This is a genomic window from Paenibacillus tuaregi (assembly GCF_900086655.1).
GTDB lineage: Bacteria > Bacillota > Bacilli > Paenibacillales > Paenibacillaceae > Fontibacillus > Fontibacillus tuaregi.
In genome coordinates, this window is the sequence record NZ_LT575476.1 from 231,585 (window position 1) to 258,242 (window position 26,658).

The 26,658-nt window shown below is 48.7% G+C and carries 22 protein-coding genes; 18 read left to right on the forward strand and 4 right to left on the reverse strand.

Annotated features, from left to right (window positions below):
• Positions 1-278 precede the first annotated feature (278 nt).
• The 9 genes from BN6628_RS01445 (at position 279) to BN6628_RS01485 (ending at position 12,436) form a co-directional block, all read left to right on the forward strand.
• Positions 279-2,114, forward strand: a complete 1,836-nt coding sequence (locus tag BN6628_RS01445; protein ID WP_068613240.1) for an HSP90 family protein — start codon at positions 279-281, stop codon at positions 2,112-2,114.
• Positions 2,111-3,190, forward strand: a complete 1,080-nt coding sequence (locus tag BN6628_RS01450; protein ID WP_082926741.1) for a hypothetical protein — start codon at positions 2,111-2,113, stop codon at positions 3,188-3,190. Before BN6628_RS01445 ends, BN6628_RS01450 begins: the two co-directional genes overlap by 4 nt.
• Positions 3,191-3,346: 156 nt before the next feature.
• Positions 3,347-3,691 (forward strand): hypothetical protein, encoded by a 345-nt coding sequence (locus BN6628_RS01455; RefSeq protein ID WP_068613243.1) that lies wholly within the window; start codon positions 3,347-3,349, stop codon positions 3,689-3,691.
• 426 nt (positions 3,692-4,117) lie between these two features.
• The gene (locus BN6628_RS01460) at positions 4,118-5,923 is read left to right on the forward strand and encodes an Ig-like domain-containing protein (protein ID WP_068613246.1); all 1,806 of its coding nucleotides are present in this window, start codon (positions 4,118-4,120) and stop codon (positions 5,921-5,923) included.
• 226 nt (positions 5,924-6,149) lie between these two features.
• Positions 6,150-6,740 carry an RNA polymerase sigma factor gene (locus BN6628_RS01465; RefSeq protein WP_068613249.1) on the forward strand — a complete coding sequence of 197 codons (591 nt, stop codon included), beginning with the start codon at positions 6,150-6,152 and terminating at the stop codon, positions 6,738-6,740.
• Positions 6,700-7,629, forward strand: a complete 930-nt coding sequence (locus BN6628_RS01470; RefSeq protein WP_068613253.1) for a hypothetical protein — start codon at positions 6,700-6,702, stop codon at positions 7,627-7,629. Before BN6628_RS01465 ends, BN6628_RS01470 begins: the two co-directional genes overlap by 41 nt.
• Before the next feature lie 330 nt (positions 7,630-7,959).
• The gene (locus BN6628_RS01475) at positions 7,960-8,499 is read left to right on the forward strand and encodes a sigma-70 family RNA polymerase sigma factor (RefSeq protein ID WP_068613256.1); all 540 of its coding nucleotides are present in this window, start codon (positions 7,960-7,962) and stop codon (positions 8,497-8,499) included.
• A 3-nt stretch (positions 8,500-8,502) separates the two neighbouring features.
• The gene (locus tag BN6628_RS01480; protein WP_068613258.1) at positions 8,503-9,495 is read left to right on the forward strand and encodes a DUF4179 domain-containing protein; all 993 of its coding nucleotides are present in this window, start codon (positions 8,503-8,505) and stop codon (positions 9,493-9,495) included.
• A 154-nt stretch (positions 9,496-9,649) separates the two neighbouring features.
• Positions 9,650-12,436: a glycoside hydrolase family 3 C-terminal domain-containing protein gene (locus BN6628_RS01485; RefSeq protein WP_068613260.1), complete on the forward strand. Its 2,787-nt coding sequence runs from the start codon at positions 9,650-9,652 to the stop codon at positions 12,434-12,436.
• A gap of 629 nt (positions 12,437-13,065) precedes the next feature.
• On the opposite strand, the gene BN6628_RS25990 is transcribed toward BN6628_RS01485, so the two are convergent.
• A complete protein-coding gene (locus BN6628_RS25990; protein WP_157692448.1) occupies positions 13,066-13,242 on the reverse strand; it encodes a hypothetical protein in 177 nt (58 codons plus the stop codon).
• A 143-nt stretch (positions 13,243-13,385) separates the two neighbouring features.
• On the opposite strand from BN6628_RS25990, the gene BN6628_RS01495 reads away from it, so the two are divergent.
• Positions 13,386-15,434 carry a methyl-accepting chemotaxis protein gene (locus BN6628_RS01495; protein WP_068613264.1) on the forward strand — a complete coding sequence of 683 codons (2,049 nt, stop codon included), beginning with the start codon at positions 13,386-13,388 and terminating at the stop codon, positions 15,432-15,434.
• A gap of 194 nt (positions 15,435-15,628) precedes the next feature.
• Here BN6628_RS01495 and BN6628_RS01500 read toward each other — a convergent pair whose 3' ends face one another.
• Complete coding sequence (locus BN6628_RS01500) at positions 15,629-17,539, reverse strand: beta-N-acetylhexosaminidase (protein ID WP_068613266.1); 1,911 nt, start codon at positions 17,537-17,539, stop codon at positions 15,629-15,631.
• Between the two features lie 206 nt (positions 17,540-17,745).
• Between BN6628_RS01500 and BN6628_RS01505 the strand changes: the two genes are divergently transcribed.
• From BN6628_RS01505 to BN6628_RS01540, 8 genes are all read left to right on the forward strand, one after another.
• Positions 17,746-18,201: a hypothetical protein gene (locus BN6628_RS01505; RefSeq protein WP_068613268.1), complete on the forward strand. Its 456-nt coding sequence runs from the start codon at positions 17,746-17,748 to the stop codon at positions 18,199-18,201.
• A gap of 88 nt (positions 18,202-18,289) precedes the next feature.
• Positions 18,290-18,883 carry a DUF1349 domain-containing protein gene (locus BN6628_RS01510; protein ID WP_068613270.1) on the forward strand — a complete coding sequence of 198 codons (594 nt, stop codon included), beginning with the start codon at positions 18,290-18,292 and terminating at the stop codon, positions 18,881-18,883.
• 169 nt (positions 18,884-19,052) lie between these two features.
• Positions 19,053-19,715, forward strand: coding sequence for a lysozyme inhibitor LprI family protein (locus BN6628_RS01515; protein WP_068613271.1), 663 nt, complete (start codon positions 19,053-19,055; stop codon positions 19,713-19,715).
• A 453-nt stretch (positions 19,716-20,168) separates the two neighbouring features.
• A complete protein-coding gene (locus BN6628_RS01520) occupies positions 20,169-20,834 on the forward strand; it encodes an MgtC/SapB family protein (protein WP_068613273.1) in 666 nt (221 codons plus the stop codon).
• 245 nt (positions 20,835-21,079) lie between these two features.
• Positions 21,080-21,463, forward strand: a complete 384-nt coding sequence (locus BN6628_RS01525) for a GntR family transcriptional regulator (protein WP_068613276.1) — start codon at positions 21,080-21,082, stop codon at positions 21,461-21,463.
• 24 nt (positions 21,464-21,487) lie between these two features.
• The gene (locus tag BN6628_RS01530) at positions 21,488-22,870 is read left to right on the forward strand and encodes a DUF5808 domain-containing protein (protein WP_068613278.1); all 1,383 of its coding nucleotides are present in this window, start codon (positions 21,488-21,490) and stop codon (positions 22,868-22,870) included.
• A 211-nt stretch (positions 22,871-23,081) separates the two neighbouring features.
• The gene (locus BN6628_RS01535) at positions 23,082-23,507 is read left to right on the forward strand and encodes a DUF3995 domain-containing protein (protein WP_068613281.1); all 426 of its coding nucleotides are present in this window, start codon (positions 23,082-23,084) and stop codon (positions 23,505-23,507) included.
• Positions 23,508-23,806: 299 nt separating this feature from the next.
• Positions 23,807-24,739, forward strand: a complete 933-nt coding sequence (locus BN6628_RS01540; protein WP_148449251.1) for a hypothetical protein — start codon at positions 23,807-23,809, stop codon at positions 24,737-24,739.
• Between the two features lie 160 nt (positions 24,740-24,899).
• On the opposite strand, the gene BN6628_RS01545 is transcribed toward BN6628_RS01540, so the two are convergent.
• Both BN6628_RS01545 and BN6628_RS01550 read right to left on the reverse strand, forming a co-directional pair.
• Positions 24,900-25,772, reverse strand: coding sequence for a carbohydrate ABC transporter permease (locus BN6628_RS01545; protein ID WP_068613287.1), 873 nt, complete (start codon positions 25,770-25,772; stop codon positions 24,900-24,902).
• Between the two features lie 21 nt (positions 25,773-25,793).
• Positions 25,794-26,651, reverse strand: coding sequence for a carbohydrate ABC transporter permease (locus BN6628_RS01550; RefSeq protein WP_068613289.1), 858 nt, complete (start codon positions 26,649-26,651; stop codon positions 25,794-25,796).
• Positions 26,652-26,658 lie beyond the last annotated feature (7 nt).

Consider the following 26,658-nt stretch of genomic DNA (forward strand, 5'->3'; position numbering starts at 1 on the left):
ACTCCCGATTATAATAGATGCCCCCGTGATTTTGATCTTAACGGACACACCGTTTGGATAGTTGTACCAATTAATTGTAACACGTTTATTGTATGTGCCGCAGCTATGCAGGTGTCAACTGTTAGGAACCTGGAAAGTCCGAGGTGAGGAGGGCGGATGGAGCCTGGAACGGGCAGGGCTATTTCTTGTCTCTTCATCGCTGAGAGCCCGTCTCTTTCTCCTTCGGGGTATAAGTATGGTAAAATTTATATAAACATATGGGAAAAGGAGGAAGCTTAATGAATTCACATACACAGGAAGAATTTCGTTTTCAAGTTGATCTCAGCGGTATGATTAATATATTATCCAATCATTTATACAGCAGTCCCAAGGTGTTCCTGCGGGAGCTGCTGCAGAACGCCGTTGACGCCATTACCGCCATGCGGGAGAGGGATTCCTCTTATCAAGGGCAGGTGAGGGCGGAAGTCATCGGAACAGGAAACGGTGCAACGCTGGCCATGGAGGATAACGGGATAGGCCTTACCGAGGAGGATGTCCATGAGTTCCTGGCGATGATCGGGCAGTCGTCCAAGCGGAAAGACGGGCAGCTGCTAGGGGAGACTTCGTTTATCGGCCGGTTCGGCATAGGCTTGCTCTCCTGCTTCATGGTTAGTGACGAGATTGTGCTCCTAACCCGGTCGGCCAAGGGAGGACCTTCACTGGAGTGGCGGGGGAAGCCGGATGGTACATACAGTATACGTAAATTGGAGAACGAGCTGTCATACGGCACAAAAGTCTATCTGCGGTGCAAGCCGGGATGCGAGCTATACTTCGATCCAGCCAATCTCGAAGAATGGTTTGGTGATTATGGCGCCCTCCTTCCTTACCCCGTTGTACTCGAGTCGGAGGGAGTTAGCAGAACGATCAATATTCCGCATCCGGATTGGATGAACAACTTGTCCCTTGTCCGGGGAAGACGGGAGGAAGTTCTGAAATTTGGCGAGCAGCTGCTGGGGGAGCAGGTTCATGATTTTATTCCTTTATCTTCATCCTCCGGCCGGACCTCTGGAATTGCCTATATTCTGCCCTACTCCGTCAATCTGAGCGCCAAACGCTCACACCGCGTATATCTGAAGTATATGCTCGTCTCCGAATCGGCGGAGAACATTCTTCCGGATTGGGCCTTTTTCGTCAAATGTATCCTCTGGACGGATGAGCTTCAGCCAACCGCTTCGCGGGAGCATTTCTACGAGAATGAGAAGCTGGAGACGGTCCGGACTGAGCTTGGAGAATCACTGCGCCGTGAACTGATGAACCTGGCAGACCAGGACCCCGAACGGCTCAAGGGCATCATTCAGCTGCACGCCTTGTCGATGAAGGCGCTGGCAGTGGAGGATGAGACGTTCTTCAGGATGATCCACCGGTGGCTGCCTTTCGAGAGCAGTTATGGCCGCAGGGATCTTGGGGAACTGCTGGACGAGAATGAAGAGCTGTATTTTACGTTGACGCTGGACGAATACAGACAGATTATGCATGTCGCCGCGGCGCAATCGCTTCCGGTGATCAACGGGGGGTATGTATACGACGCTGGGCTGCTGGAGGGCCTGCAGAGACTATATCCTGGGAGAAAGATCGAGCGGCTGCTGCCGGAGGAGGTCTCCTTCTCCTTTATCGATCTTACAGCGGACGAACGAAGAGCGTATTATGAGCTGATCCGGGAGGGAGATATTGCGCTGCAGCCATTCCGCTGCCGGGTTCAGCTTCAGCGGTTCAAGCCTGCCGCACTTCCTTCTCTGTTCACCCTGTCGAAGGAATCCTCCGATTTGCGGAACTTGATTGCTGCTGAAGAAGTAAGCACGACGGAGCTGTCGTCGATTCTGAACAGTCTGGGCGCCTCTCATCAGGAGCAGGTCTATTCCACACTGTATTTGAATCTGGACAATGAGGTCATTGCGAGGATCTTTGGCTCCAATCATCTCGAGATTCTTAGGGCAGCGATCGAAATGCTGTACGTGAATGCGCTGATGATGGGACATTATCCGCTGAACCGGAAGGAAATGCAGGTGCTGAATGAAGGCATTTTGCGGTTTATAGATCTGGGATTGTCTATGAATAATGGAGGAGATACCAAATGAGTATGGAGCTTGAATTTGAAGATTTGCTGGACGAAGCGATGGATTTGCCCGATTCTCCGGCCAAGATCGCTCTGCTGGAGCAGGCGATCCGGGTCGCCGATGCGGCGGGGGATATCGAACAGGGGTATGAAGCGCGAAGCATGCTGGTGAATACCGCTTCTTTTAACGGTTTTCCTATGAAGGCCTTGGTCGCTTTCTCCTGGCAGTTAGGTCAATACGATAAACACCCTGAGCTGTTCGAGTATGATCTGCATAACCTGTTATGGTCCTACAAATGGATTCTCGATGATCTTCCTTCATTCCCGGACATTCAGCTAGGGCAGATTCATAGTTTGCTTGAGGATTTCAAGCTCCGTATCAAGAAGGCCGGTCATTCCGAGAGAACGTATGATTACTATCGTTTCCGAATGGCGCTATTGACGGGAGAGCTTGAGAAGGCCGGGGAATATATGGACAAGTGGAGGCCGGTTGACCGTGATTCGCTGAGCAACTGCCAGGCCTGTGAGCAGGATGCCCTTGTTGAATATTTTTTCATGTTGGGTGATGATGAGCGGGCGCGGGTTGAGGCGAAAAAGATCATGAGCGGCCGAATGTCCTGTGCTGAGGTGCCACATGTCACCTATCCCAAGCTGCTGATGCCGCTGTATCGTACCGGACGGCAGGATGAGGCAGCCAAGCTGGAACGCGAGAGCTTCCGGCTGATTAAAGGCAACCGCGACTTCATCAAAGCCGCAGGGTTGCAAATGATATATCTGACCCATGCAGATCCCTTCCGGGGACTTGAGGTTTATGAGTCGTTTGCCCCACTGACGCATAACCATGAAAGCCCGATGTTCCGCATGGTCTTTGATGGTGCAGCGGCTGTCTTGTTCAAGCGGCTGGCCCGCGAGCAGGTGAAGTTCAATGTGCGGCTGCCCGCTTATATTACAGAGTCCGGGGCGGCAAACGATGTGTCGCGATTATCGGAGATTTACACTGAACTGGCCTTCGATGCTGCCGGGAAGTTTGATAAGCGCAACGGCAACCGGTTCTACACTGGTGAGGTGGAGCGGCTGCTAGCTCAGGTGGGTGAGTAGGCGGGAGCACATTTGCTGCATTTCCGGGCGGGATGCCGTATCAACTTGAAAATTAACGGTTTGGAGCAAACTTTTATCGGAGAGCACGTGTTAACTTTTTAATTTCGGGCTATTCTTCTTGTCTGATAATCTCATATGAGAAGGGAGAAGATTGTCATGGGAAATAAAAAGTGGATATTTTTATTGCTGGGACTGGTCGTTATAGGCGCATTTATGACGATTGAGACCTACTTTCCAGACACAAACTATAAATATATAGTTTATGCGGTTCTGCTAGGTGCAGTGTTGTATATTGCCGCTAGAATAAAAACAAGATCAGACCTAACAAACGGAAATATGCATACCTTTATTTTAGTGATGTTTTTATTTACGCTCGGTTACCACCTGCTTTTGATTAATTTGACACATCAAGCGTTTTTCCAGAATGACTATCTGATCTTTTTATGTTTGATTTATCTCCTGATGTGGGGCCGGTATTCGTTCGCTAATAAGCGCAGGTAAGCTTGGGATAAAAAGAGTATCGTGTTCATGGGCTTTTCTACAGCCGTCTAGCAGTATATGCGGCCCATAGCTTGACTTGTATTCATAAGAGATGTGACTCTGCTTAAAGACTAACTCCTTATATCTTAAAAGAGAGACCTGGATGCTGATTGAACCCAGGTCTCTTTTTTTGCCGTGAAAGCAGCATGTAACGAAGACTCTGTGGACTTAGCTCCACTTTTTCTCAATACATACGGGTTCATAGGGGTAATCCTCCGACAAAAGTTGCATACCAAAATTTGAAATTTCTTACTACTCCTGAACGACTTATTTCCAAAAGTTAAGTTCATAGTTGGATAGATATTATTCCAAAATTATCTAATAATTGGTGTATATGAATATCTTTATATTTCATATCCAACTATACGCTTGAGAGGAGTAATGTCTTTGTTACGGTCAATTCCACGCAAGGTTACGAGTCTGCTAGCGAGTGCCGTCATTGCATTCAGTGTAGGGGCAGGTCTGGGAAATCCTGCAGCAGCTGCCGGTTCAGAGGTCCAGCCGGTAATTGAATGGACCCAAGAGTTCGGGGATAATTCAATGGGGAAGTCGGTAAGCCCTACTTCGGATGGTGGGTATATTACAGCAGGTGAAATCACTGAGTTAGATGAATCAGGCTATTATCCGACATGGGTTAGCAAGGCATACATCGTTAAAACCAATGCCTTAGGTCAGGTCGAATGGGAACAAAAGGCTGTTTACGGGGACAGTGAGACCAACAGCGCCAGCAAAGCTGTTCAGACCAGAGATGGTGGTTATATTGTGATCGGGTCAACAGACATAGCCCGGATGTCCAGTGTTTTTCTAATTAAGTTAAGTCCACAAGGTAAGGTGGAATGGAAAGTAGCTTACGAAGGCGGCCAGCATCAATATGGAAATGCCGTTGTCGAAGCTTCAGATGGAGGCTTTCTGGCGACTGGCTATGCCAGTGGATGGGCCGGGGCTTCAGGAGCTGATGCCTATATCTTGAAGACCGATGCCCAAGGGCATAAGACTTGGCTTAAGACATACCATTTTGATGAAAGTCAGTCCTTGAGTGATATTATCCCTGCTGAGGATGGCGGGTATGTTGCGGTAGGGAGCGTTAATGTCGATCCTTATTTCTCCGGGCCAGGAGATTATTCGGTTGCGCTTAAGATCAACGATCAGGGAGAAAAGGTCTGGACTAAGTATTACAAAAATGGAGACCAGAGCAGAGCGACCTCGGTGATTGCTTCTGGAGATCATGGTTATATTATTGCCGAGAGGTTAAACGATGTGGCGCAGAATCAGACCCGGCTTATCAAGACCGATTTAAAGGGTGAAGTCATCTGGGGGAAAACTTACGATTTCGCGCCTAACGAATCCTTGAATCAGGTGGTCTCTACTGGTCAGGGGTATGCCTTGATCGGAGGAACTTATGAGGGGGCCGGAAGTGCACGGCAGCTCAAACATGAGGTGCAGCTAGTGGATGGGAACGGTGAGGCAGGAAGTAAATTCATATTTGGGTCTGATCTTAACGGTGTGGGTCAAGGGACTTATACCCCAGACGGGGGCTTCGTTATAACGGGAACACTTGGAGATGCGGAGAAATCCAAAACACAGCTTATCAAGATCAAAGCTAAGAAGAACAATAATTTAACCGGATTAGCTTTTGAGAGAAGTGAAGAGCAGGTTAAAGCCGGAGAGACAGCAGCCGTAAAGGTTATTGGCCAGTATGCCGATGGAAGCACCTCAGAGCTGACAAATGGTGTAGTTTACTCCAGTCAGGACCCTTCTATTGCTACCGTGAATGCGGAAGGGAAAATTACAGGAGTTAAAGCCGGAGCTACGAGCATCACAGCTGCCTATGAGGGGCATGAAGCCATTCTTGCCCTGACAGTGACCGCTGCTGGGGGCCCGGTTATAGGGACAGGGGAATTTTATCTGGAATCAGACGAGTATTCCCTCTCTGCAGGTACTATGATTGATACCGCAGCCTACTTCAAAGACGCGGAAGGCAAGGTTCATAATGTAACCCAAGATTGTGAATTCAAGAGTGAGAATCCAGAGATTGCGGAGTTCGATGCGGAAGGCAACATTATTGGACACCGGGCAGGTACTACCCGGATTACGGCCACCTACAATGGGAAGAGCTATACCGCAACAGTACAGGTCGTTCGCGCTTTTGTTCCAGCGCAGGATCATCCGGCCAATGAGCAGCTGATCGACTAATGTATAACCTTCGTATACCTCTATCTAGGTTATTATAGCTTTACTAGGAAGACTACCCTCCCGGGGTAGTCTTTTTTAATGAAGTTTTATTTTCTCCAACTGTCACATTAGGACTAGGCTCGTACGTAGTAAAGGATATAAAGGGTTCAACGGGCGCCTAATGAAACCTGATACTTCTGATTTTGTCTATCATTTAAAGGGAACTATCCAGGAAAGGAGTGGGGAAATGGATGAGATTGACCTACACCAAATTATCACGGACATCCTCAACGGGGATACTTCTCAGTTTGAAAAGCTCATGCATCGATACCAGAGACAGATCTTTCTGTACTGTTACCATATGCTAGGACATTATGCAGAAGCTGAGGATAGTACACAGGAAGTCTTTATTAAGGCATTCAGGCACTTAAGTAAATATAAGCTTGAAAAGCCTTTTGAAGCCTGGTTGTATACCATAGCCTCTAACAACTGCGTTGACATCATTCGCAAGCGAAGGCTTGTTAAGTATCTTCCATTCCTGTATCGAAGGGATGAACATAACCAACATGTGGATCAAGTCATAGAGGATAACTATTACAACGAGCATGTTCTGCGGGTAATGTCCAAGCTAACACCTGAGGAACGTAGCTTGCTGATCCTGCGCTGCGTGGAAGATAAGAGCTATCAAGAGATTGGTGAAATTATGCGGCAAAATAGCACCAGTCTTCGCAAAAAGTTCGAACGCACGGCTGCTAAATTTAGAAAGTATCATGCTCAAACTACAGGAGGGCTGTCGAATGGATCACGACAACAATCAAGATCTCAAAACCATATTTAATCATATCAACGTTCCTGGGATAGATGTGACTAAATCTGTGATGAATCAATTGGAGGAAGACAAGATGAATAACCGTGGTAAATTTTTTGCTAAATATAAAATAAGTACTCTTGTAATTATAGGATCGCTGCTGGTAGCTTCATCGGCCTTTGCGGCTGCCCATCTGAGCACACTGACTAACAGCAAAGGTGATGTTGTCTATGAAGAGAAGAAATTTGAGAAATCGGCGATTCCCAATAATACGAAGGGAAAGCAAGTGCGCAGCTTGAAAGCAAACCGTTTAGGACAAGACTTGTTGAAGCCGGGCCAAGCAGCGGCAATTTATATGGCAGGAGATAATTCCGAAGGAGAACTGCATGTGGTCAGGGGTTCAAGGCTTGAGTTTTCAGATTCAGCTTCGCTTCGTAATGAGTTGAAGGGATCTGGCGCACGTACTTTTGATAAGCTTCAGGATAAATACGATTTTGTTGGAAGTTCTTTGAGTTATTATCCTAATCAGCTTTCGGATCAAGAAGAAGCTGCGTTAACAGATCAATTGGAGCAGGAAGCCCGGAACTCGAAGCAGCAATATGCTATGAAAATGCTTGATGTATCCAAAGAGAATTGGAGTATGATTGCCAGGTATAAAGGGGAAGGACAGACTATACTTGTTCAGCCAATAAGAACGAACAACATGTTAAGAATACATCTTGCTGAGGAGCCAACAGCCAAGACAATTACGGTAGACGGTGTCGAAATGCTGTATTCTGAATACGAAAGTGGCAGTAAGGGAGTTCGGTTTATTTACAATATTCCTAATAGTGATTTCCACATTAATTATTATATTGAGGCCACTAAGGGAGTTACCAAGGATGAATTACTTGCGATGGCCAAAGCTTATCTACAATAAGCATGGGATTAGGATGAGGCAGAAGTGTCTTTAGTTGGGGAAAAACAAAGCTGCGGAAACGTAGTTACCGCAGTGAGAGATTTGCATCATATCAGGGCAATGCACCGATCCACGCGGGTCGGTGCTTTTGCACATATGAGAGCATATTCTAGGATCAACAATAAAGGTTGGAATATTAGGGTTAATAAGTTTGATGGTTCAACTAAGCTTCTTTCGAGGACAGCTCTTTGAAACAGCCTTTTGAATAAGGGTTTGTTGCTGATAGGTTTTAGCCTTTTTACTCGTATTACTTTATAGATACCGGGAACAAAGTAGGGAAGGAGGCTTTTCTTGAATACAAATTCCGAAGATGACATTCTGCAGCAAATCAGAAACCGCGATGAGAAAGCAATCGCTTCTATTATTCAATCCTATGGAGGGTTGCTCTCAGCCATTATCAGGCGTTATGTCCACTTCAACCAGCAGGAGTACGAAGAATGCCTGGATGATGTGCTGCTGGCAGCCTGGCAGAATATCAACTCATTTGACCCTGAGAAGAATACGCTCAAGCAGTGGATTGCGGCAATTGCCAAATACCGTGCCATCGACTATCAACGCAAAATGGTCAGAAACCAGCAGCAATTTACCCATACAGAAATAACGGATGATTTATATAAGGCGGAACCGATGTCACTGTATCAAGATGTTGACGAGGTATTGGATCACTTATCCCCAGTGGAACGGGCAGTTTTCGTAAAGTACTATTTGGAAGGCGTACCCTCTCGCGAAATGGCCGAAGAGATGAAGGTTAAAGAGACCAGGATTCACAACAAGCTTTCTCGCGGACGTAAGAAGCTGAGACAGCTGTTCATTTCAAATAAGGAGGTGTAGTAGATGTCCCTTTATGAAGATTTAAACGAAGTGCGAATGGATGTATCGACATATGAGGAAGAGAGGCTAACGGACGTAGAGCGGAAAAGATGGGAGAAACGCGTGCTCCGTAAGCTCCCTAAACGTAAACCGCGGTCGATGATAAAGTGGGCCGGACTGGTAAGTGCTGTTATCTTAGCAGTAAGTCTAATTATCCCGTTAGGCGGCACGGCCCTTGCCAAAATGCCGCTGATCTCCCGGCTAATTGAAAGTATTATCAATATCGATAATCCGCCAGATTTATCGAATTATAAGACAGCCGTTGGTGAGACTGCCGAGAACAAATATGGCAAGTTGACCTTGAATGAAGTGTTGGTTGATACAGACCGTCTGTTGATCAGTGCTACATTGGAGCCTACAGGGAAGGCGAACATGAACGAGGTGCTTTACCTGACTCCCAATATTTTCGTTAATGGAGAGGAGATCCTGCATCCCTTTTTTAACCAGGGGTTTGGAGAGAAGGGCAATGGAGTCTACACGATATCGGGAGATATCCCTCTAAACTCTTTGCCTGATTTCCCCAAGGATGACCGGCTTCAAATTAAGGTTTCTTATGATTTCCGAGCGAAAGACATGAAAGATTTAATAGATAAGCCATGGGTGTTTGATGTCAGTGTTTCCATGGGGCAGATCAAGAGGGATACGGTTATCTATACCATGAATAAGTCCATGCCTATCAAAGGTGGAGGAGGTACAGTCATAATAAACAAAGTCGTGAGTTCACCGGTCACGACAACGCTTTATTACGATGTGAGCAAAGCGACACTCGGATCATTTTGGATCAGACTGGTATCAAAAAATGGAAAAGTCGAGGAGGATAAATTCTATGAATCGAAACTTACCGGAGAGCGCTCCTACCATCGGTATAAACCCTTGGATTTCAAGAAAGAGGCATATTGGATCGTTGCTGAGGATAAGAATGGAAAAGAAATCAGCCCGCGCATTCCCGTTGAGTAATTGAGAATTAATTAAAATGACCCGCTCTTGAAGCGGGTTTCTCTTTTGGATGGTCAAAATCAGACAGGTTGGACGAACCTTGTCACGAATTTACCATCTTTTTCTACACCAGGTTTGCTATAATATAGTCACACAACTGCAAGGAGGAGATTATTTGAGCTCACATCAAATTGGAGTTCCATTAGAAGGATTTGCGGATTTCAGCAGGAAGGTTGCAGCCGAAGGCGCAGTGCTTCTGAAAAATGATGGACGGGTTCTTCCGATCCGGAAGAACGAAAGCGTTTCAGTTTTTGGCAGGGTCCAGGTGAATTATTACCGCTCTGGTACAGGGTCCGGTGGTAGTGTTAATGTACCTTATACCACGAATCTGCTGGACGGGCTTCGCAGCAAACCAGGCATTCAGGTCAATGAAGAGCTGGCTGCTGTGTATGAGCAGTGGATTGAGCAGAACCCGTTCGACAACGGTGGTGGCGGCTGGGCGGCTGAGCCATGGCATCAGAAGGAAATGCCTCTGACGGATGAGCTGGTTGCGGCAGCAAGAAAGAAATCGTCCAAAGCGATTGTGGTGATCGGCCGCACAGCGGGTGAGGACCAGGATAACGCGGATGAGCCGGGAAGCTACCAGTTAACGGAAGACGAGAAGGCGATGCTTCGGCAGGTGGCGGCACATTTTGAACAGACAGCCGTAGTGCTGAATGTCTCGAATATCATCGACATGAGCTGGCTGCTGGATGAATCCTACGTCCACCCGATTGCAGGTGTGATTTACGCTTGGCATGGGGGTATGGAAGGTGGCAATGCGATTGCCGATGTGCTTGCTGGCGATGTGAATCCTAGCGGTAAGCTGACGGATACGATTGCTTACTCCATCGACGATTACCCGTCAACCCGGAACTATGGGAATGAGCTGCAGAACCTGTATCAGGAAGATATTTATGTGGGGTACCGGTATTTTGAGACGTTCTGTCCGGATAAAGTCCACTTTGAGTTTGGTTATGGTCTGTCCTATACGGAGTTTAAGATAGAGCCGGAAGAAGCCAAGCTGGTCACTAAGGATGGAGAAGCCCACCTGGAAATTGGTGTGACTGTGACCAATGTGGGGGATACATTTGCAGGCAAAGAAGTGGTTCAGGTCTACTATGAGGCCCCGCAGGGCAAGCTGGGTCAACCGGCCAGAGCTCTAATTTCTTTCGAAAAATCGAAACCGGTTGCGATAGGGAATTCCGAGCGTCTTATCCTCAGTTTCCCTGTTGATTCCATGGCCTCTTATGATGATGGTGGGGTCACTGGACATCCATCTGCTTATGTGCTGGAGGCCGGCACGTACAACATTTATGTAGGGAATAGCGTGAAGAATGCTGTACAAATTCGCGTGGACGGCAAGAGCGGATACGTGGTGGATGAGCTTAAGGTTGTGGAGCAGCTGCAGGAGGCGTTGGCTCCGACGGAGAGCTACACACGGATGAAGCCGGGTGCCCGTAAGCAGGATGGTTCCTATGAGATGACTTATGAGGAAGTGCCAACACAGAAGGTGTCCATGGCCGAGCGGATTGAGAAGAACCTTCCAAAGGCGCTGGAACAAACCGGGAACCAAGGACATACCTTAAGAGATGTACTGGAGCAAAAGATCAGCATGGAGACCTTCATCGCCCAACTCAGCGACGAGGATTTGGCGGCAATTGTCAGAGGGGAAGGCATGAGCAGCCCGCTCGTCACTCCGGGGACGGCGTCTGCATTCGGCGGGGTCAGTGACAGCCTGCTCAGCTACGGTATTCCGGTGGGCTGTACGGCGGATGGTCCGTCCGGTATCCGGATGGACAGCGGGGACCAGGCGACTCAGGTGGCGATTGGCACACTGCTGGCCGCAACGTGGAATGCTGAACTGGTTGAGGAGCTGTATGTGATGGAAGGCCAGGAGCTGCTCCGCAACCAGATTGATACACTGCTGGGACCGGGGATGAATATCCGCCGCAGTCCGCTGAACGGCCGCAACTTTGAGTACTTCTCGGAGGACCCGCTGGTAACTGGAGTGTTCGCCACGGCGTGCACACGCGGAATTATGCGGGGTGGATCGAATGCGACACTGAAGCATTTTGCCTGCAACAATCAGGAGAAGTACCGCAGCAAGGTGGACGCGGTGGTGTCAGAACGCGCTCTGCGTGAGATCTATCTCAAGGGTTATGAGATCGCGGTGAAGCAGGGCGGGGCCAATTCCATCATGACCTCATATAATCCGGTCAACGGGCATTGGGCTGCCTCCAACTATGATTTGAACACCACAATCCTTCGTGGGGAGTGGGGCTTCAAGGGCATTGTTATGACCGACTGGTGGGCCATTATGAACGATGTTGTTCATGGCGGACCAGCCGACCGCAAGTACACGAACTGGATGGTCCGTGCCCAGAACGATCTGTATATGGTTGTCAGCAACTATGGGGCCGAGACCAATGTCTGGGGCGACAACACAATAGAGTCCCTGGCGAATGGCACTTTAACACGTGGCGAGCTGCAGCGCAGCGCGATGAACATCTGTGAGTTCCTGATGCATGCGCCGGTGTTCTCCCGCGATCAAGTGCTGGAAGGGAACATTCCTTCCATCGCGGCGAATTCCGATCTAACGCCTGGGCAGTCCCAATCGCTGACCGAAAGCGCACAGATTAAGCTTGCCGCAGACGGGCCGGCTTACATGAAGGTGGAGCAGCCGGGGATATACCGGATTTTTGCCCATGTCATGTCCCCGGATACAGAGCTTGCCCAGAGTGCATGCAATGTCACCCTGAACGGACAGCTGGTAACAACGGTTCAGACCAATGGAACCGAAGGCAAATGGGTTACGATGAAGCTCATTAAAGTGGAGTTGGAAGCAGGCCTGTATGAGCTGAAGCTGATCCTTACCAAACCGGGCATCCAGGTGGATTGGATAGAGTTCAAGCAGGTTTAAAGGCAGCTGGATACAACTAGCATTGTGGTGACTGTTGGCTCGGGAGAGGGTATAGTGGGAAAGGGAAGACCTTCCCTCAATAACGTGTATTGAAGGTGCTAAAAGTGATTTATCTCTGGTTATCAGGCCTTAATCCGCTTATACCAACTTTTATCGTATGCCCGTTAATTGCCATCGTAATTGGACTGTTGCTAGCCCGAATTGGCGGGAAGATTTACGCAGGCTTAGGGATAGCTTTATTACTTCCGCTTTTATTTATTGCCAGCGACCTAACCACGCTTAAAGCCAATCTGGATGCGTGGGCCCTTTATGGTATTGTCTATGCCGTCCTAACCTATGTGGTTTACAAACTTACCGTTTCCATAGCTGGAAAAGTTAAATCTGTACGATAAAAACTAGGCGTAAGGAGGAAGCAGCCATGCAGCTGTTAAGTTCTCCTTACGCCTGTTTATTTTTTTTGGATCATGTTTTTACCTTCTCAACGCCCAGCAGCCCATAGCTAACTTATGCAGCTACCCGGATCAAGCCTTTCTTCCATCACATTCTTTAGGAATAGTATTCTCACAGCTTAAGCCCCCCAAGTCTATCCTGGGATTTCGGGCTTCTTTGGTGTTCGTGTGGTGTCTAGTTCAGGCCCGCTGCTTCAACATCGCCTGCTGGTTTACCTCTTCCTGGAGCCGCCGTTTGATGCGTTCTACCGATGGAATCCTCCCCAAGGTGATAGCAGAAAGAGCCCGTGCCCCAAGCAGCAGGATGCTTCTGAAATCCCCTGGGTCAGCCCCCCGGCTTATAATTCTGTTAAACATGCTCACCACCATCCTTCTTATTTTAGTTGTAGTTATAGTATACTTATCCGGCTGTTTTACTATAATTTAACACTTTAATTAAGTAAATAATTTGTCGATATATGTCGATATATAAATTAATACTATTGAAGGGAGTTTGATAGATGAGACTTAAAAGCATTAGGGTAAAAACGCTGCTGTTGGTTTTGCCTTTCCTGATAATCATTAATTCTGTCATTTCAGGTATTGTCTTTGTAAGCGCCCGCTCGCTGCTGACCGAGGAGACAGAGAAAGAACTGAATGGGCAGCTGCATACAACGGAACAGAGTATTGAGAAGGGGTTGGTGGCTCACGGCAGTCTTACTGAAGTCGTAGCCAAAAGCTTGCAAAGCCAATATCAGAAGCTCACTTTAGAAGATTATGACCACCTGCTTAAAAATACCCTTGCCGTGAACAAAGACACATTTGGAGTGGGAATCTATCTTAAGCCATATGCCTACAACCCGGATACGAAATATTTCTCGTCTTATGCTTATCATATGGGGGATGCCATTTCGGTCATTCATGATTACAGTGATCCTTCTTATGATTATCCATCCAAAGACTGGTACAAGCTTGCTGAGAAAAGCAAAGACATTACCTATTCCGCGCCTTATTACGATGACAAGACCAAGTCTACGATGGTGACGGCATCAGTGCCAACATTTAATGATCAGGCCGAATTTATTGGAGTTACGACAGGTGATATCAGCTTAAATACAATTCAGAATATTATTAAAAACACTAAATTAGGTGAAACTGGCTGGGCTTTTATGATCAATAAAGATGGCACATATCTGGCTGGTCCGGATACGCAGCTGATCATGAAGCAAAAGCTTCAAGACAATAAGGACCCCGAGCTGGCAGGCTTAGCCAAATCCATGCTGGAACAAGGAAAGGGAAATACCGTATACAAAGGAGCAGACGGAAGCAATCATGTGTACTATGCGCGATTGGCACAGACGGACTGGGTCCTAGCGATGGTGCTGCCTGACAAAGAAATGAGCTCCAAGGTCAATTCCTTGATCATTAAAGTCCTGGTCGTAAGTCTTTTGGGAATTGCATTGGTTGTTATCGTCATTGTGTTGTTCACCAACTATCTGGCGGCACAGACCAAGCGGGTCAACCAAATGGCGGAACAATTGGCCCAAGGCGATTTTACGCACCGGCTTGAGGTGAAATCAGAGGACGAGTTCGGAAGAATGACGGCGAGTATGAACGAAACCAGTACAACGCTTAGTGGCATGGTTAAAGAAGTTAGAGATCATGCGCTGCATGTGGCTTCCATATCAGAGGAGCTGGCCTCCAGTGCTGATCAGACGAGCCGGACATCCGAGGAGATTGCGTTAACAATTCAACAGGTAGCCGCGGGAGCAGCGGCCCAGCAGAGAAGTACGGAAGAGAACGCAAGAGCACTTGAGGAGCTGGCAGCCGGCATTCAGCGGATAGCGGAATCTTCTTCCTCTCTGCATGATACGACCTTAAATACATCTGAGAGAGCCCAGAAGGGTAATGATACGATCCAGCTTGCCGTTCAGGAAATGAACCAGGTGGATCATATGTTTTCGGGTACGGCAGCCATTATGGAGAAGTTGTCCCGGCGCTCCGAGGAGATCGGGAACATTATCAAAGTTATTACGGACATCAGCAACCAGACGAATCTGCTGTCCTTGAACGCGAGTATTGAAGCCGCCCGTGCTGGAGAGCATGGCCGGGGGTTCGCGGTTGTTGCTGCTGAGATTCGAAGCTTGGCTGAGCAGTCCAGACAATCCGCAGAGCAGGTTCGTGATATCATTGGGAAAATACAAAGCGAAACAGCTGACGCCGCCGCGTCCGTTCAGAGCGGAGTACAGACTGTGAAATCAGGTACAGCCCGGGTTGAGCAGGCAGGCCACGCCTTTACAGGCATTTTCACGGAAATACAGCAAAATGTGCTTCAAATTCAGGAAGTCTCGGCAGTTGCCGAGCAAATGTCGGCTAGCTCCCAGCAGATCAGCGCGACCGTTGAGGATCTGGCTCATCTCGCCGGTGAAGCTTCGGATGGTTCGCAGAATGTTGCCGCTGCAAGTGAGCAGCAGCTTGCGTCCATGGAAGAGGTGGCAAGCTCAGCACAGTCACTGGGCAAGATGATGCAAGAGCTTCAAGATCTGTTAGATAAATTTAAAGTGGATTAGCCCGGGGTCAAGAAGGTACTGTGGTTCTTGACGCAAAGATGCACCCTTACAATAATCTCTGGTGCCTATGAGGTAATCGGGGAAATTCATGGGGGTGCATCTTTTTGTTACATGTCAATTTCAAAGAGCTGCCAGTTCATCTGGCAGCTCTTTGAATTCATGTGTCCTCGAGCGGCACTCCTGCTGCTTCAGAATCAGAACGGATTCAGCACATGGTAGAAGACGTTCGGCGAGGCCATGCGGTAATAGTAGCTGCACCAGCCCACACCTTTGTGGTTGAAGCGGTTGGCCGTGCTGTAGACCAGTCGTTCCTGCTCCAGCTCCTCAATGCGCGGGATGCGCCCTTCCACATAGTCCGTGATTCGGACAGCTGCGGTATCCAGGCGGGTAAGCACCCCTCCGTAGCGGATATCGATGACTTCCCAGCCAAAAGGCTTGAACATCCGCAGCCACTGTGTGCGGTGTGCCGCCCGGAGCTCGCGCACCGTTTCGGCTATGGCAGGCAGTCCGTTCACCGCCATGGCCCGAAGTGTCCCGGCATCCTTCGCATCATATGCCCGCTTAAGTGCAATGCCGAACTCGCTCTTCTGCTTGAGTACGGCTGCCAGCTTCTCCGGCATCTCAAATAAGTAGTCCAGCGCCGCTTCGGGATTACGCCGGCTGTGGATGCGCTGCTCCAGATCGGCATAGTGGCTGTTCAGCTCCAGCCCTTCAATTTGTTTGTCGAACAGTCCCAGAAGCACATCCTGGTACAGGAGGAACTTCGAAGGGTTGCTCTGCTTGCTGTTGTTCGGCTCTGAACCCGGAACCTCATCCAGATCCTTAAGCTGCAGGAAGGTTTCCATGTCAATGCCGGTACAGAACTTTACCCGCTCGGCGAGCTGATCCTGGGTTGGCTTCTGCTCGGAGTAAGCATGCTCTGCATACAGCTGCAGTCCCAGCAGGGCCGCAAATGGATTTCCTTCATTACCGTCATCGCCCCACATGGTCGCGTAGACCTCGCGGATGCCTTCCTGCTTGCACACCTGCAGGGCCACATCCGAGGCATTCAGGGACAGGCCATAGTTCACGCCAAAAGTATTGAAGATCCACACAGCCCCGGCGAATACCAGGTTGCAGCCCAGGGGCCGGTGATTGGCGATGACCTTCTCGTAATCCTCCGGCTCCATATGGGTGTAATCCCAATACACCATATCCACGTCCTTCGGGATGCGGTGGGCCATGTCTTCCGGGATAGAGATGTCCTTGTCATAGTATTCGTCTCCGTTACCGGAAGCGAGCTTGAGGAACATGTCGCTCCACATCATTGGTTTCAAGCCGCGCCGGCGGACGGCGGCCAGCACCTGGCCCAGGTGGGAGACCATGATGTCGAACCGGCTCTCGTATCCGTTCAGATCCAGATACTTGCCCCGGCCCAGCTCTTCGGCTTCATCCATGCCGATATGGATTTTGCGGCTGCGGAACGGGGCGCTTGCAGCTTCGATCATGTTGTCGATCAGAAGATTCGTCGCCTCACTTCCAACCAACAGGGCGCCCTTGGTGTCCCGGTAATGCTTGATGGGCTCCCATTTCAGGAACTCTTCAAGGTGGGCCAGCGTCTGGATGCTTGGAAAGGCTTCTATCCCGAATTGGTCGGCATAATCGTCAATTTCTCTTAACTCCGCCTCAGTATACTGTCCCCGCATGTACCCGAAATACGGTTCGTTCCCGATTTCATAAGTATCTTCCATATACAGCATGACGGTATTCAAGCCCATCAATGCCATCTTGTTCAGCATGGACTTGAAGCCGTCCACGGTAAGCACCGCATTTCGGGACAGGTCAAGCATCGGGCCAACTTGATCGAACTGCTGCTTCTCATGGATGTGGAATACGCTGCTCTCCTGGCTGTGCTGAATCAGCAGGCCAAGTCCGCGGAAGAACTGGTGTTTCTGTCCGTAGCGAATGTAGGCCTGATCTTGATCACGTCCAACCTCCAGATCTCCCGCCGACAGCTGAACCCGAACCGGCAGGCCGTCCTCTTGCAGACTTATGCCAAGATCATGCGAGAGTGACTGTATACCGGACAAGAGTTCGGCGGTATCACCTGTGAAACGAAGCTTCATATCACGTCCTCCTGTATCTAAGATTGATAGAAATACATTATAACATTATAATGTTATCGTATTTCAATCTGAATCAGAAATCAATATATAGAAACAGCATGCTAGAATATAGAATAATAACCCTTATGGAATGATATGGAAAGGCGATGTGATATACTGAGGGGGAATCATTCGGATAGTTTATTTTATAGCGGGGAGCAGTTGAGATGTTATCGGAAAAAGTGGTCAATTATTGCAAAAGCAAAAATTGGTGGTTTGAAGACATCGAAGAAGAGTATCAACACGCATTAACCAAGTTAGGCATCGATTTGCATTCAGATTTTGCCGCATTTTATTTGCATGCAGAGGATGGGCCGACATTCTTTAGCAGACGGCGTGAAATCTATCAGATTGGTTGGTTTATGATCAATTCTTCGGATTATAGGCTTGGCATGGAGAGAACTCATAACGTTTTAAACCTGCCTGAGGAATATATTCCGCTGGATAATTTTGAAGGGGAGTTCGGCTTTTTTTATAATAAGAATACAGACGAGGTAGTAGCTTTAGGATTGGGGCAGCAGATGGAGGATTTTTGTGCCGGTAAATTGATTCCACAATGGAGAAGCTTTAACTCCTTTCTGGAATGGTATTTTGAACTGACAGATTCGAGTGTGGCAATATAGAAAAAGGCCATCAGCTGTTACGGAACTGGAGCTAATCCGATGGTCTATGAGGATAGACACCATTTTAATAATTAAGGAGGCAAAAGACATGTTTCAGCAGATACCTTGGTCACAAGGCGTATGGTCGGACACACCCCGTTCCTATATTGAGAAGGATGGGAGTTTAGTGGTTGAGGCCTCGGAAGGAAGCGATTATTGGCAGAAGACGATGTATGATTTTGTGCATGATAATGGCCATTCGCTTCTGGGGCCGTGGAACGGTGAGGATGCCGTGGAAGTGAGCTTTCAGCTGGAGGGATTTGATCATTTGTATGATCAGGCCGGGCTGATGCTGTGGAGTCACTCAGGACAATGGATCAAGGCGGGCGTTGAAATCAATGATGGTGTTCCGCATGTAGGCGCCGTTGTTACGGATGGCTTCTCGGATTGGTCGCTGGCACCGGTGCCGGATTGGGCGGGACAGACAGTTACAATCCGGGCCTCGCGGATGCGGGATGCGGTCATTATTAGAGCCCGGACAGAGCAGCATCCATGGCAGACGGTTCGGGTGTGCCGCCTGGCCGAGGTGGATTGGCAGGCCGGGCCATTCCTCTGCGCGCCTACAAGCGCGGGTCTAAAGGTTGCTTTTACCAGATGGGTTCGGACGAAGCCTGATGCTGATCTTCATGCAGATCCATATTAACGCGCTATCCTAAGTCCTTCTAGACTGTAAGTTTTTGCCCTGATCTGGGCAGGCGCTTGCAGTCTTTTAAAATTCACATAATTGGTAAAGAAGTGAAACTTTACATGAGAAAACCGCGTCTAACCATCAGGAACAAAGCTGAAAAATACTTAGACCACAGGTGATGAATGTGAAAAAAACATTAATTCTTGCCTTGCTGACCCTTACCGTGCTGTCCGGCTGCGGAAGCGGCTCAACAGAGGGGGCAAGCCAAGGGAGTCAGATCAACTCATCTAACTCAACAAACCAAGCAAACCCAACGAGCTCAACAAACTCAACAAACTCAACAAACTATGCTGACCAAACGAATCCATCGAATCAAACCGGCGATGCGGACCACACCGGGTCCATTCTTGTTGAAGCGGTAAATCAACCGGGTAGGGACATCCGGCACGAAGTCGTGTCCGCTGTCTCTAAGCCTAAATCCGTTATCAAGACCAAGCAGAAATATCTTAAGAAGCTGGACGCGGTAGAGAAGGGTATGGCCGATCTGGAGAAAATGTTTGACGAGGGATCTACAGCTTCGATGAGAGAAGCCTCCTCTGAAATGTTCAAACGTTGGGATCAAGCGCTGAATGAGGTTTATGGAGCTTTAAAACAGCAGCTGTCTAAGAAAGATATGGCCAAGTTGAAGACGGAGCAGCGCAGATGGATCAAACAAAGAGATGAAGAAGCAGAGAAAGCGGGTAAGGAATTTGAAGGCGGCACGTTAGAGCCGGTTATATTCACAGCAACTCAAGCAGAAATGACCAAGAAGCGGTGTTATGAGCTGGTCAAAACATACATGAAATAACTCTTAAAGGTGTTTATGCCGGATGCGTGCAGCAGATGAAATATGAAGTGCCGACTGAGATCAGCATTGTAGGCATGTCCCCGGAGGAGTCCATCCGGAGAAATGCCAAGACTGCAACCAAGTGAATCTTGCAAGCCCTGCTAGACTCTCGCTTCCTATTGGCAATCTTATGCAGCCATTGATAGTGCCATCGAATCTACTAGTGGCGTTGTTTATCTATTTGTTATGGTTGCGGTATCGAAGCAGCAGAGAACTCTGATTTTTGCAGCCGGAATGAAGTGAAAGTTAGACAGCAGCCTTATTCCAAGCTAAGTTGGGGTAAGGCTGCTTCGTTATGCTCAATAGTATGTGTCCACCGCTACATGGTGTAAGTCTATATAGATTGTCTTGTTCCAAGCCTCTTCTCTTCCCCTTTTGGGTAATAACTAACTTAGAGGCAGGAGGTGAGTCACTTTGGAGTTTGATTTTTTAATTCAGATTGTGCTGGCCGGATTATGCGGAATGCTAATCGGGTACGAACGCAAGAGCCGGATGAAGGAGGCCGGAATCCGCACGCATTTTGTGGTGGCTATAGGGGCCTCGCTAATGATGATTGTATCCAAGTACGGGTTTCAGGACCTGCTTGGGCAGGATGGCATAGCGCTTGATCCTTCCCGGATCGCGGCCCAGGTTGTCAGCGGCGTCGGGTTCCTCGGAGCGGGTATGATCTTCCTTCAGCGGCAGACCGTGAAGGGGCTGACTACCGCAGCAGGGATATGGGCAACAGCCGGTATCGGCATGGCCATTGGCTCCCGGATGTATATCGTCGGCATCGGGGTCACGCTGCTGATCCTGATTGCGCAGAAGCTGCTTCACAGCAGCCGGGTGAGCTGGCTGGGCGTGCCCCGGACAGAGCAGCTCTGTATCCGCATTCAGAATGAACCGGAGGGTATCGAGCAACTCCGGGGTCTTTTCGAGGAAAAGGGAATCAGCCTGCTGAATTTTCATACAGAGAAGCTCAGCGGAACGTCCGAAATTATGATGGAAATCACGGCAAGGCTGCCCGCGGCCTTTGATGCGGGTCAGCTGCTTCCGCTGATCCAGCAGCTGCCTTTTGTGAATATGGTTGAGATTCAATAGACGGTATTAGTGCTCAACCAAGTGTATCTGATGAATTTATAGTGATGACCATGTGTCAGCGGATTCTGGGCCGGTAAGCACTCTTACTCTTCACTCAATGCACAGAGACATGAAAAGGATACCCACCAGGGTATCCTTTTCATGTCTCTGTGTGCTGGTATGAGGAGTCGACTTTAAGTATTATTTGTATTATAATACATAATACTTAATGGAATAACTGGTAATACATAGGGGTGAATAAATACATGGTAATTTCATTGCAGCTGGATGGAGATACGCCTTTGTACGAGCAGCTGCGCAACCAGATTGTCATCGGTATTGCCACAGGCGAATTGGCCCCGCATGAGAAGCTTCCGACTGTCCGTCAGCTCGCGAATGAACTGGGGATCAATACGATGACGGTAAACAAAGCGTATTCGATGCTCAAGCAGGAAGGTTATATTGTGATTGACCGCCGGCACGGGGCCAAAGTGAATGCTTCGCTAAGGAGTGACCCGGAGCCTTCTACAGAGCTGGAGCAGCAGCTGCAATTAATTATTGCGCAGGCGGCAATCCAAGGGATTGAGCCATCCCGGTTCCAAGCTTTGTGTGATCAAATTTTCTCGAGAATGACTTATCGGCAAGCCTAAAGTACTGGATAGGAGGAATATTCAATGCTGACTGTAATCTTGCTATCGAGCGCGCTGATTAGCTTCCTCACCTTCTCCGCGACGTATAAACCGCAGGCCAAGTACAAGAACGGCATGCTGTTCGCTGTTACGCTGCCGCCTCATGCTTTGGAATGCCCCGAGATTGAAGCGGTACGGGCAAGCTTTGGCAAGCGGTATGCCAGGAACAGCATCTGGATGATTGCAGGTCTTGTACCGTTTGTGTTCATGTTCAATCTGGTTTTTTATCAGGTCCTATATTTCTTTATTTGGTTCTCCCTGTTCTTCTTTCTTATGGGCGCTCCATTTCGCCGTGCGTTCCGGGAGACCCTGGCTCTGAAACGGAAACATGAATGGTTTGTCGGTGAGAAGAAGGTTATACTGGGCGATCTGCGCACCACCCGGTTGAAGAATCAGCGCTCCGCGCCATTGTGGCTGTACATCATCCCTTTTGCCATGGGGGCGGCCCTGCTGCTTGTGGGTCTTTGCAAGGACACTCAGCTTGTGAGTGTATTATCCGGCGGTATCGTTATAACCGGGCTTTTTCTGCTTATTTCGGTCCTTTCCCGTCGGACGAAGGCCAAGGTATATAGTGAGAACAGCGAGGTGAATCTGGCTCTGAATCAGGCCAGACGCAGAGCCTTGTCCTATCTATGGATACTTCTGGCTGTCGCCGAGAATATACATTTTCTGCTTATCTACTTGCTGCTTGCCAATACGAATGAAGCTATGGAGGGCTTCTGGATTACGCTGATTGTGCTGGCCACCCTGGTTCCTGTTGGCCTGCTTGTTTATGTTTACCGTAGAATTCAAAAGCAGGAGGAAGAGGTCCTATCTCAGGACGGTAAGGTCATCCGAACGGATGACGACGAATACTGGGCTAACGGAATCATCTATCATAACCCTTATGACAAGAGCGTATTTGTAACCAAGCGTGTAGGGATAGGAGACACCGTGAATACAGCAACTGTAGCCGGCAAGCTCATCGTATGGGGATCTGCTGGTTTACTGGCGGTCGTAGTCCTTGGTGTGTCTCTCATGATGATCCTCTCCGAGTTGAATCCGCCGGTGTTAAGCATTAAGCCGGACCGGGAGGTTGAAATCAGTTATCCTCTGTATTCCTTCGACTTCAATCTCTCGGAGGTTGAGCAACTGGATTTGGTTGAACATATGCCAACCGGGTCGAGAACTAATGGGGAAGCTACCGAACAGCATGCAAGGGGATATTTCCATCTGAAGGGAATAGGCAAGGCAAGGCTGTATGTTTACCGGGAGAACCCTCCATATATTCGGATTAAACTTAAGGATACGTATGTATTCTACAATGAGAAAGACCCGCTCAGAACGAAGGAACTGTTCGGACAGCTGCAAGAGAAGCTGGGAAGATGAGCTGGGCATAAATGGACTACAGAGTAATTAATAAATCGGTGAGCCATTTCCTTCTGTTCAGCAGGTGAGCTGAGAAGTACTAGCGAATGTTACACCGTAGGCAATTAGGGTTAAGTGCTGACGGGAGAAGCGGGTTCCTATATTAGGTCACAGAGATAGTGATCTGTTCGTTATCCATGAATACCCTAGAGTGAAAGGGGACTGAAAGCCAATGGCAGCTGTTCTGAGTTGGATTACCGGTCTGATTCTGTTTCTATTAAGCGCGATACATGTTTATTGGGTGCTTGGAGGCGCCCATGGAATGACTGCTGCAGTTCCAAGTCAGGGTGGGAAGCCGCTGTTTCGTCCCTCGAAATCCGCCACATTACTGGTAGCACTGCTGCTGGCGATTGCGGCCTGGCTTGTGCTGGAGCTTGGTGCCGTGCGGCCGGTACTTTACCCGCCGGTGCTGCTTCGGATAGGAGGATGGCTCGTGGGTTTAGTGTTTATCGCCCGGGCGGTGGGGGATTTCCGGTGGGTAGGATTTTTTAAAGCTCATAAGGAAAGTGTATTTGCCCGGTGGGATACCGTGCTGTTCTCTCCATTGTGCTTATTTCTGGGGGCGGCCACTCTGGCGCTGATCATTCTCGGAAGGTAAGCGGCCAAGGTGCATCGCGACATGGAGCGGAGTACGGGGTGTGGCCCCGAATGGCAGGCTTAGGCCAACACTAAGGTGATATTCTCAAATAAGGTATGTATAGAGTAAGAAACTCTTGATATGCCAGTTCATCAGACACCTGTCTTCATGGCGGGTGTCTTTTTCTTTTGCCGCACGATTATCGCCCCTCCTTATTTGCTTCCTAAAACTACCTGTTTGGTTGGGAAAGGGTCTGGTTATTGTCTTGTTAACGGTTCCGTGGGCTGGATATATCCGTGAAAAGGGAGAGGAGCTTGACAGTGAAGAGTTGTATGAAGCGGATGCTTGCGGGATGGCTGGTTATCATGGTGGCTTGCGGTATGTTCATAGAAGTGAGTATGGGCAAGGCAGAGGGGGCAGACAAGATCAGCAATTTCCAGGCCGCCTCAGTGAAGGGGCCGCTGGTCCCGGGAATCGGGCAGGGCAGGGAATGGGTGCCGCAGGGACTGGCACTTGTTCCGGGTAAGGATTGGATGATCACCTCCCACTACTTAGGCAAGGAGACGGTTAACCAGCCTTCAGGCATTGTTATCACGAACACGAAAACACATAAACGGGTCAAAACCCTTTATCTGTATGAGTCGTTTCTGCGGCCGCATACCGGGAATGTGGGGGGCGTTGCGGTGAGCCGTGAGCATTTATGGATTGTGTCGGGTTATACAATCTATAAGCTTCCCTTAAGTGTTCTTATGGACCGCAGGGACTTCAGCTGGGTGTTCATGACTGGATATGAAGTGAAGCATAAGGCATCCTATGCCACTTATGAGGGTGGAGTACTCTGGGTGGGAGAGTATATGGACGGTAAGGACAACGGGAGAACAACCTGTGCTTCCGGCCCAAAAGGGCGAATCTTCGGTTATAAGCTGAATGCTTCCGATGACCTGTCCTCCAAGCCCGTGCCTGCTTACAGCCGGTCTACACCCGACCGGATTCAGGGCGTCGCTGTAAACGGCAGCCAGATTGTGTACAGCCAATCGTGCGGCAGGGATGTTCCGAGCAAGCTGCTCGTGTATTCGAAGGCTGCCCCTTCCAAGCTGATCGGCACAGCGAAGCTGCCGCCGATGGCTGAGGGCATTGCTTTCTCAGGAAGCTGGCTGTATACGAGCTTCGAGTCAGCGGCTCATAAATATGCGGGTGGTCCCTATCCGCTTAAGAATGTGTATTTGATTAATATGAGAAAGCTAAAAATTTAGAGAGCTTTATAATAGAGTGTTCAGAAGCCCCCTCCCAGGGGGCTTTTTATGAAATTAGCCAGCTTTGTAAACGTTACAGCCGAGTTAATTGCCAGTGTTCTTCACAATCAGCTGCACTTATTACAGCTAATCTGTCAGCCACGAACCTTGCTGAGTGTCATTATCCCTTAATGGCACCCTCGGTTAGCCCTTTCTCAATATACCGCTGAATGAACAGATAGACGACAAGGATCGGAATAATGGTGATCGATACCGCGCTGGCCATAAGGCCAAAGTCGGTTCCATACTGTGAGCTAATTTCGCTAAGGAGAGCTACAATAGGACGCACGCTATCCTTGTTGACAAAGATCAGCGCCGAGAACAGGTCATTATATGCCCACAGGAATACGAAAATACTTGCAGAGGCAAATACGGGCCTGGAGATTGGCAGGAATACACGCGAGAACATGTTCAGGCGATTGCACCCATCCATAAATGCAGCATCCTCCAGATCCTTCGGTATCGTTGCCATATAACCGGAAATGACCAGTATTGCAAAAGTGAGATTTGACGCGGTATGCGGCAGGATAAGCCCCCAGTACGTGTTCACAATGCCCCATTTGATGAGAAGCTCGTATACAGGAACGACTGTGGAGAAGGAGGGGATCAGGAGCGTGGCGACCAGGATGGAGTAGAGCACAGATCTGCCGCGGAAGCGGAATCTGGCGATCACATAGGCGGCAAGCCCTCCCATGATCAAGACAAGCAGTACCGTGCTGACCGACATGATCAAGCTATTCACATAACTTTTCCCGATATTAATCCGGTCAAAAGCCGTTGTATAGTTCGTGAGAACCGGAGAAATTGCGATAGTAAAGGAGTTGTTCATCACATCTCTCGATAGCTTAAATGAATTGTTTACGAGCCAAAATAATGGATAGATGGTTGTGAGCGACCATAAGAACAAACAAATATAAGTAAAGATAGTCCCCCCATTGAAGCGTGTGCTGCGGGTCGCCCGTCTTCTAGGTATAACCGATTGGATTTGCTGCATCCCTTACACCCCTATAACAGCTTAATAAGTGATTTCTTCCTTCTTCAGCAGGCGGTTAGTCACAATGGACAAGATGACACCGAATGCAACGATATACACGGCAATCGTCGAGCCATAGCCGAAGTTCAAATCAATCAATGCCTTCTTGTACATGTAAGTTCCAAGCACCTCGGTTTGATTCTGGCCTCTTGTTAGAATCCAGACAAAGTCGAACACCTTTAGCGTGCCGGTTATGGCCAGGGTTAAGACGACTTTAATATCGCTGAGAATCAGCGGAATCGTAAGATACAGAGTCTTCTTAATCCCGGTTATCCCCTCCAGCTTGGCCGCTTCATAGAAATCAGAAGGGATTTTCGACATGGCGGTCAGGAACAAAATAAAGTAGAACCCCACATAATGCCAGACGGTCGGGATTGCGACCGATTTAAGGGCGCTGTTCTCGCTGAGCCATAACACCTTGTCGAATCCAAGACTTTCGAGAGCTCCGTTCAGCAGGCCAAATTGAAAGTTATAAATTAACACAAACAGGAGCGAAATCGCCGCGCCCGAGATCACGATCGGGAAGAAGAATACGGTACGGAAAAAGGTTTTACCCCATCTGATGCTGTCGACCATAACAGCCAGAACCAGGGCCAGGCCAACCTGAAAAATAATCACGTACAGCATAATTTCAAGGGTGTGCAGGGTTGCGGCTCCAAGCAAGCCATCGCTGAACAGCCGCTCGTAGTTATCTAACCCCACATATTTCTTGTCAAAGAAGCCTGTCGTACGGAAGAAGCTGAGGTAAAAGCTTTTAAAGAAAGGGTAGTACACGAACGTGGTCATCATGATCGCCGCCGGCAGCAAAAATAAAAAGATATACTTCTTATCACCCTTCATTCAATCA

Bases quoted from the DNA above. Each gene is read 5' to 3' on its own strand.
- BN6628_RS01445 (WP_068613240.1), top strand. From the start codon at position 279: ATGAATTCACATACACAGGAAGAATTTCGTTTTCAAGTTGATCTCAGC.
- BN6628_RS01450 (WP_082926741.1), top strand. From the start codon at position 2,111: ATGAGTATGGAGCTTGAATTTGAAGATTTGCTGGACGAAGCGATGGAT.
- BN6628_RS01455 (WP_068613243.1), top strand. From the start codon at position 3,347: ATGGGAAATAAAAAGTGGATATTTTTATTGCTGGGACTGGTCGTTATA.
- BN6628_RS01465 (WP_068613249.1), top strand. From the start codon at position 6,150: ATGGATGAGATTGACCTACACCAAATTATCACGGACATCCTCAACGGG.
- BN6628_RS01470 (WP_068613253.1), top strand. From the start codon at position 6,700: ATGGATCACGACAACAATCAAGATCTCAAAACCATATTTAATCATATC.
- BN6628_RS01480 (WP_068613258.1), top strand. From the start codon at position 8,503: ATGTCCCTTTATGAAGATTTAAACGAAGTGCGAATGGATGTATCGACA.
- BN6628_RS25990 (WP_157692448.1), bottom strand. From the start codon at position 13,242: ATGTTTAACAGAATTATAAGCCGGGGGGCTGACCCAGGGGATTTCAGA.
- BN6628_RS01495 (WP_068613264.1), top strand. From the start codon at position 13,386: ATGAGACTTAAAAGCATTAGGGTAAAAACGCTGCTGTTGGTTTTGCCT.
- BN6628_RS01500 (WP_068613266.1), bottom strand. From the start codon at position 17,539: ATGAAGCTTCGTTTCACAGGTGATACCGCCGAACTCTTGTCCGGTATA.
- BN6628_RS01505 (WP_068613268.1), top strand. From the start codon at position 17,746: ATGTTATCGGAAAAAGTGGTCAATTATTGCAAAAGCAAAAATTGGTGG.
- BN6628_RS01510 (WP_068613270.1), top strand. From the start codon at position 18,290: ATGTTTCAGCAGATACCTTGGTCACAAGGCGTATGGTCGGACACACCC.
- BN6628_RS01525 (WP_068613276.1), top strand. From the start codon at position 21,080: ATGGTAATTTCATTGCAGCTGGATGGAGATACGCCTTTGTACGAGCAG.
- BN6628_RS01530 (WP_068613278.1), top strand. From the start codon at position 21,488: ATGCTGACTGTAATCTTGCTATCGAGCGCGCTGATTAGCTTCCTCACC.
- BN6628_RS01535 (WP_068613281.1), top strand. From the start codon at position 23,082: ATGGCAGCTGTTCTGAGTTGGATTACCGGTCTGATTCTGTTTCTATTA.
- BN6628_RS01545 (WP_068613287.1), bottom strand. From the start codon at position 25,772: ATGCAGCAAATCCAATCGGTTATACCTAGAAGACGGGCGACCCGCAGC.
- BN6628_RS01550 (WP_068613289.1), bottom strand. From the start codon at position 26,651: ATGAAGGGTGATAAGAAGTATATCTTTTTATTTTTGCTGCCGGCGGCG.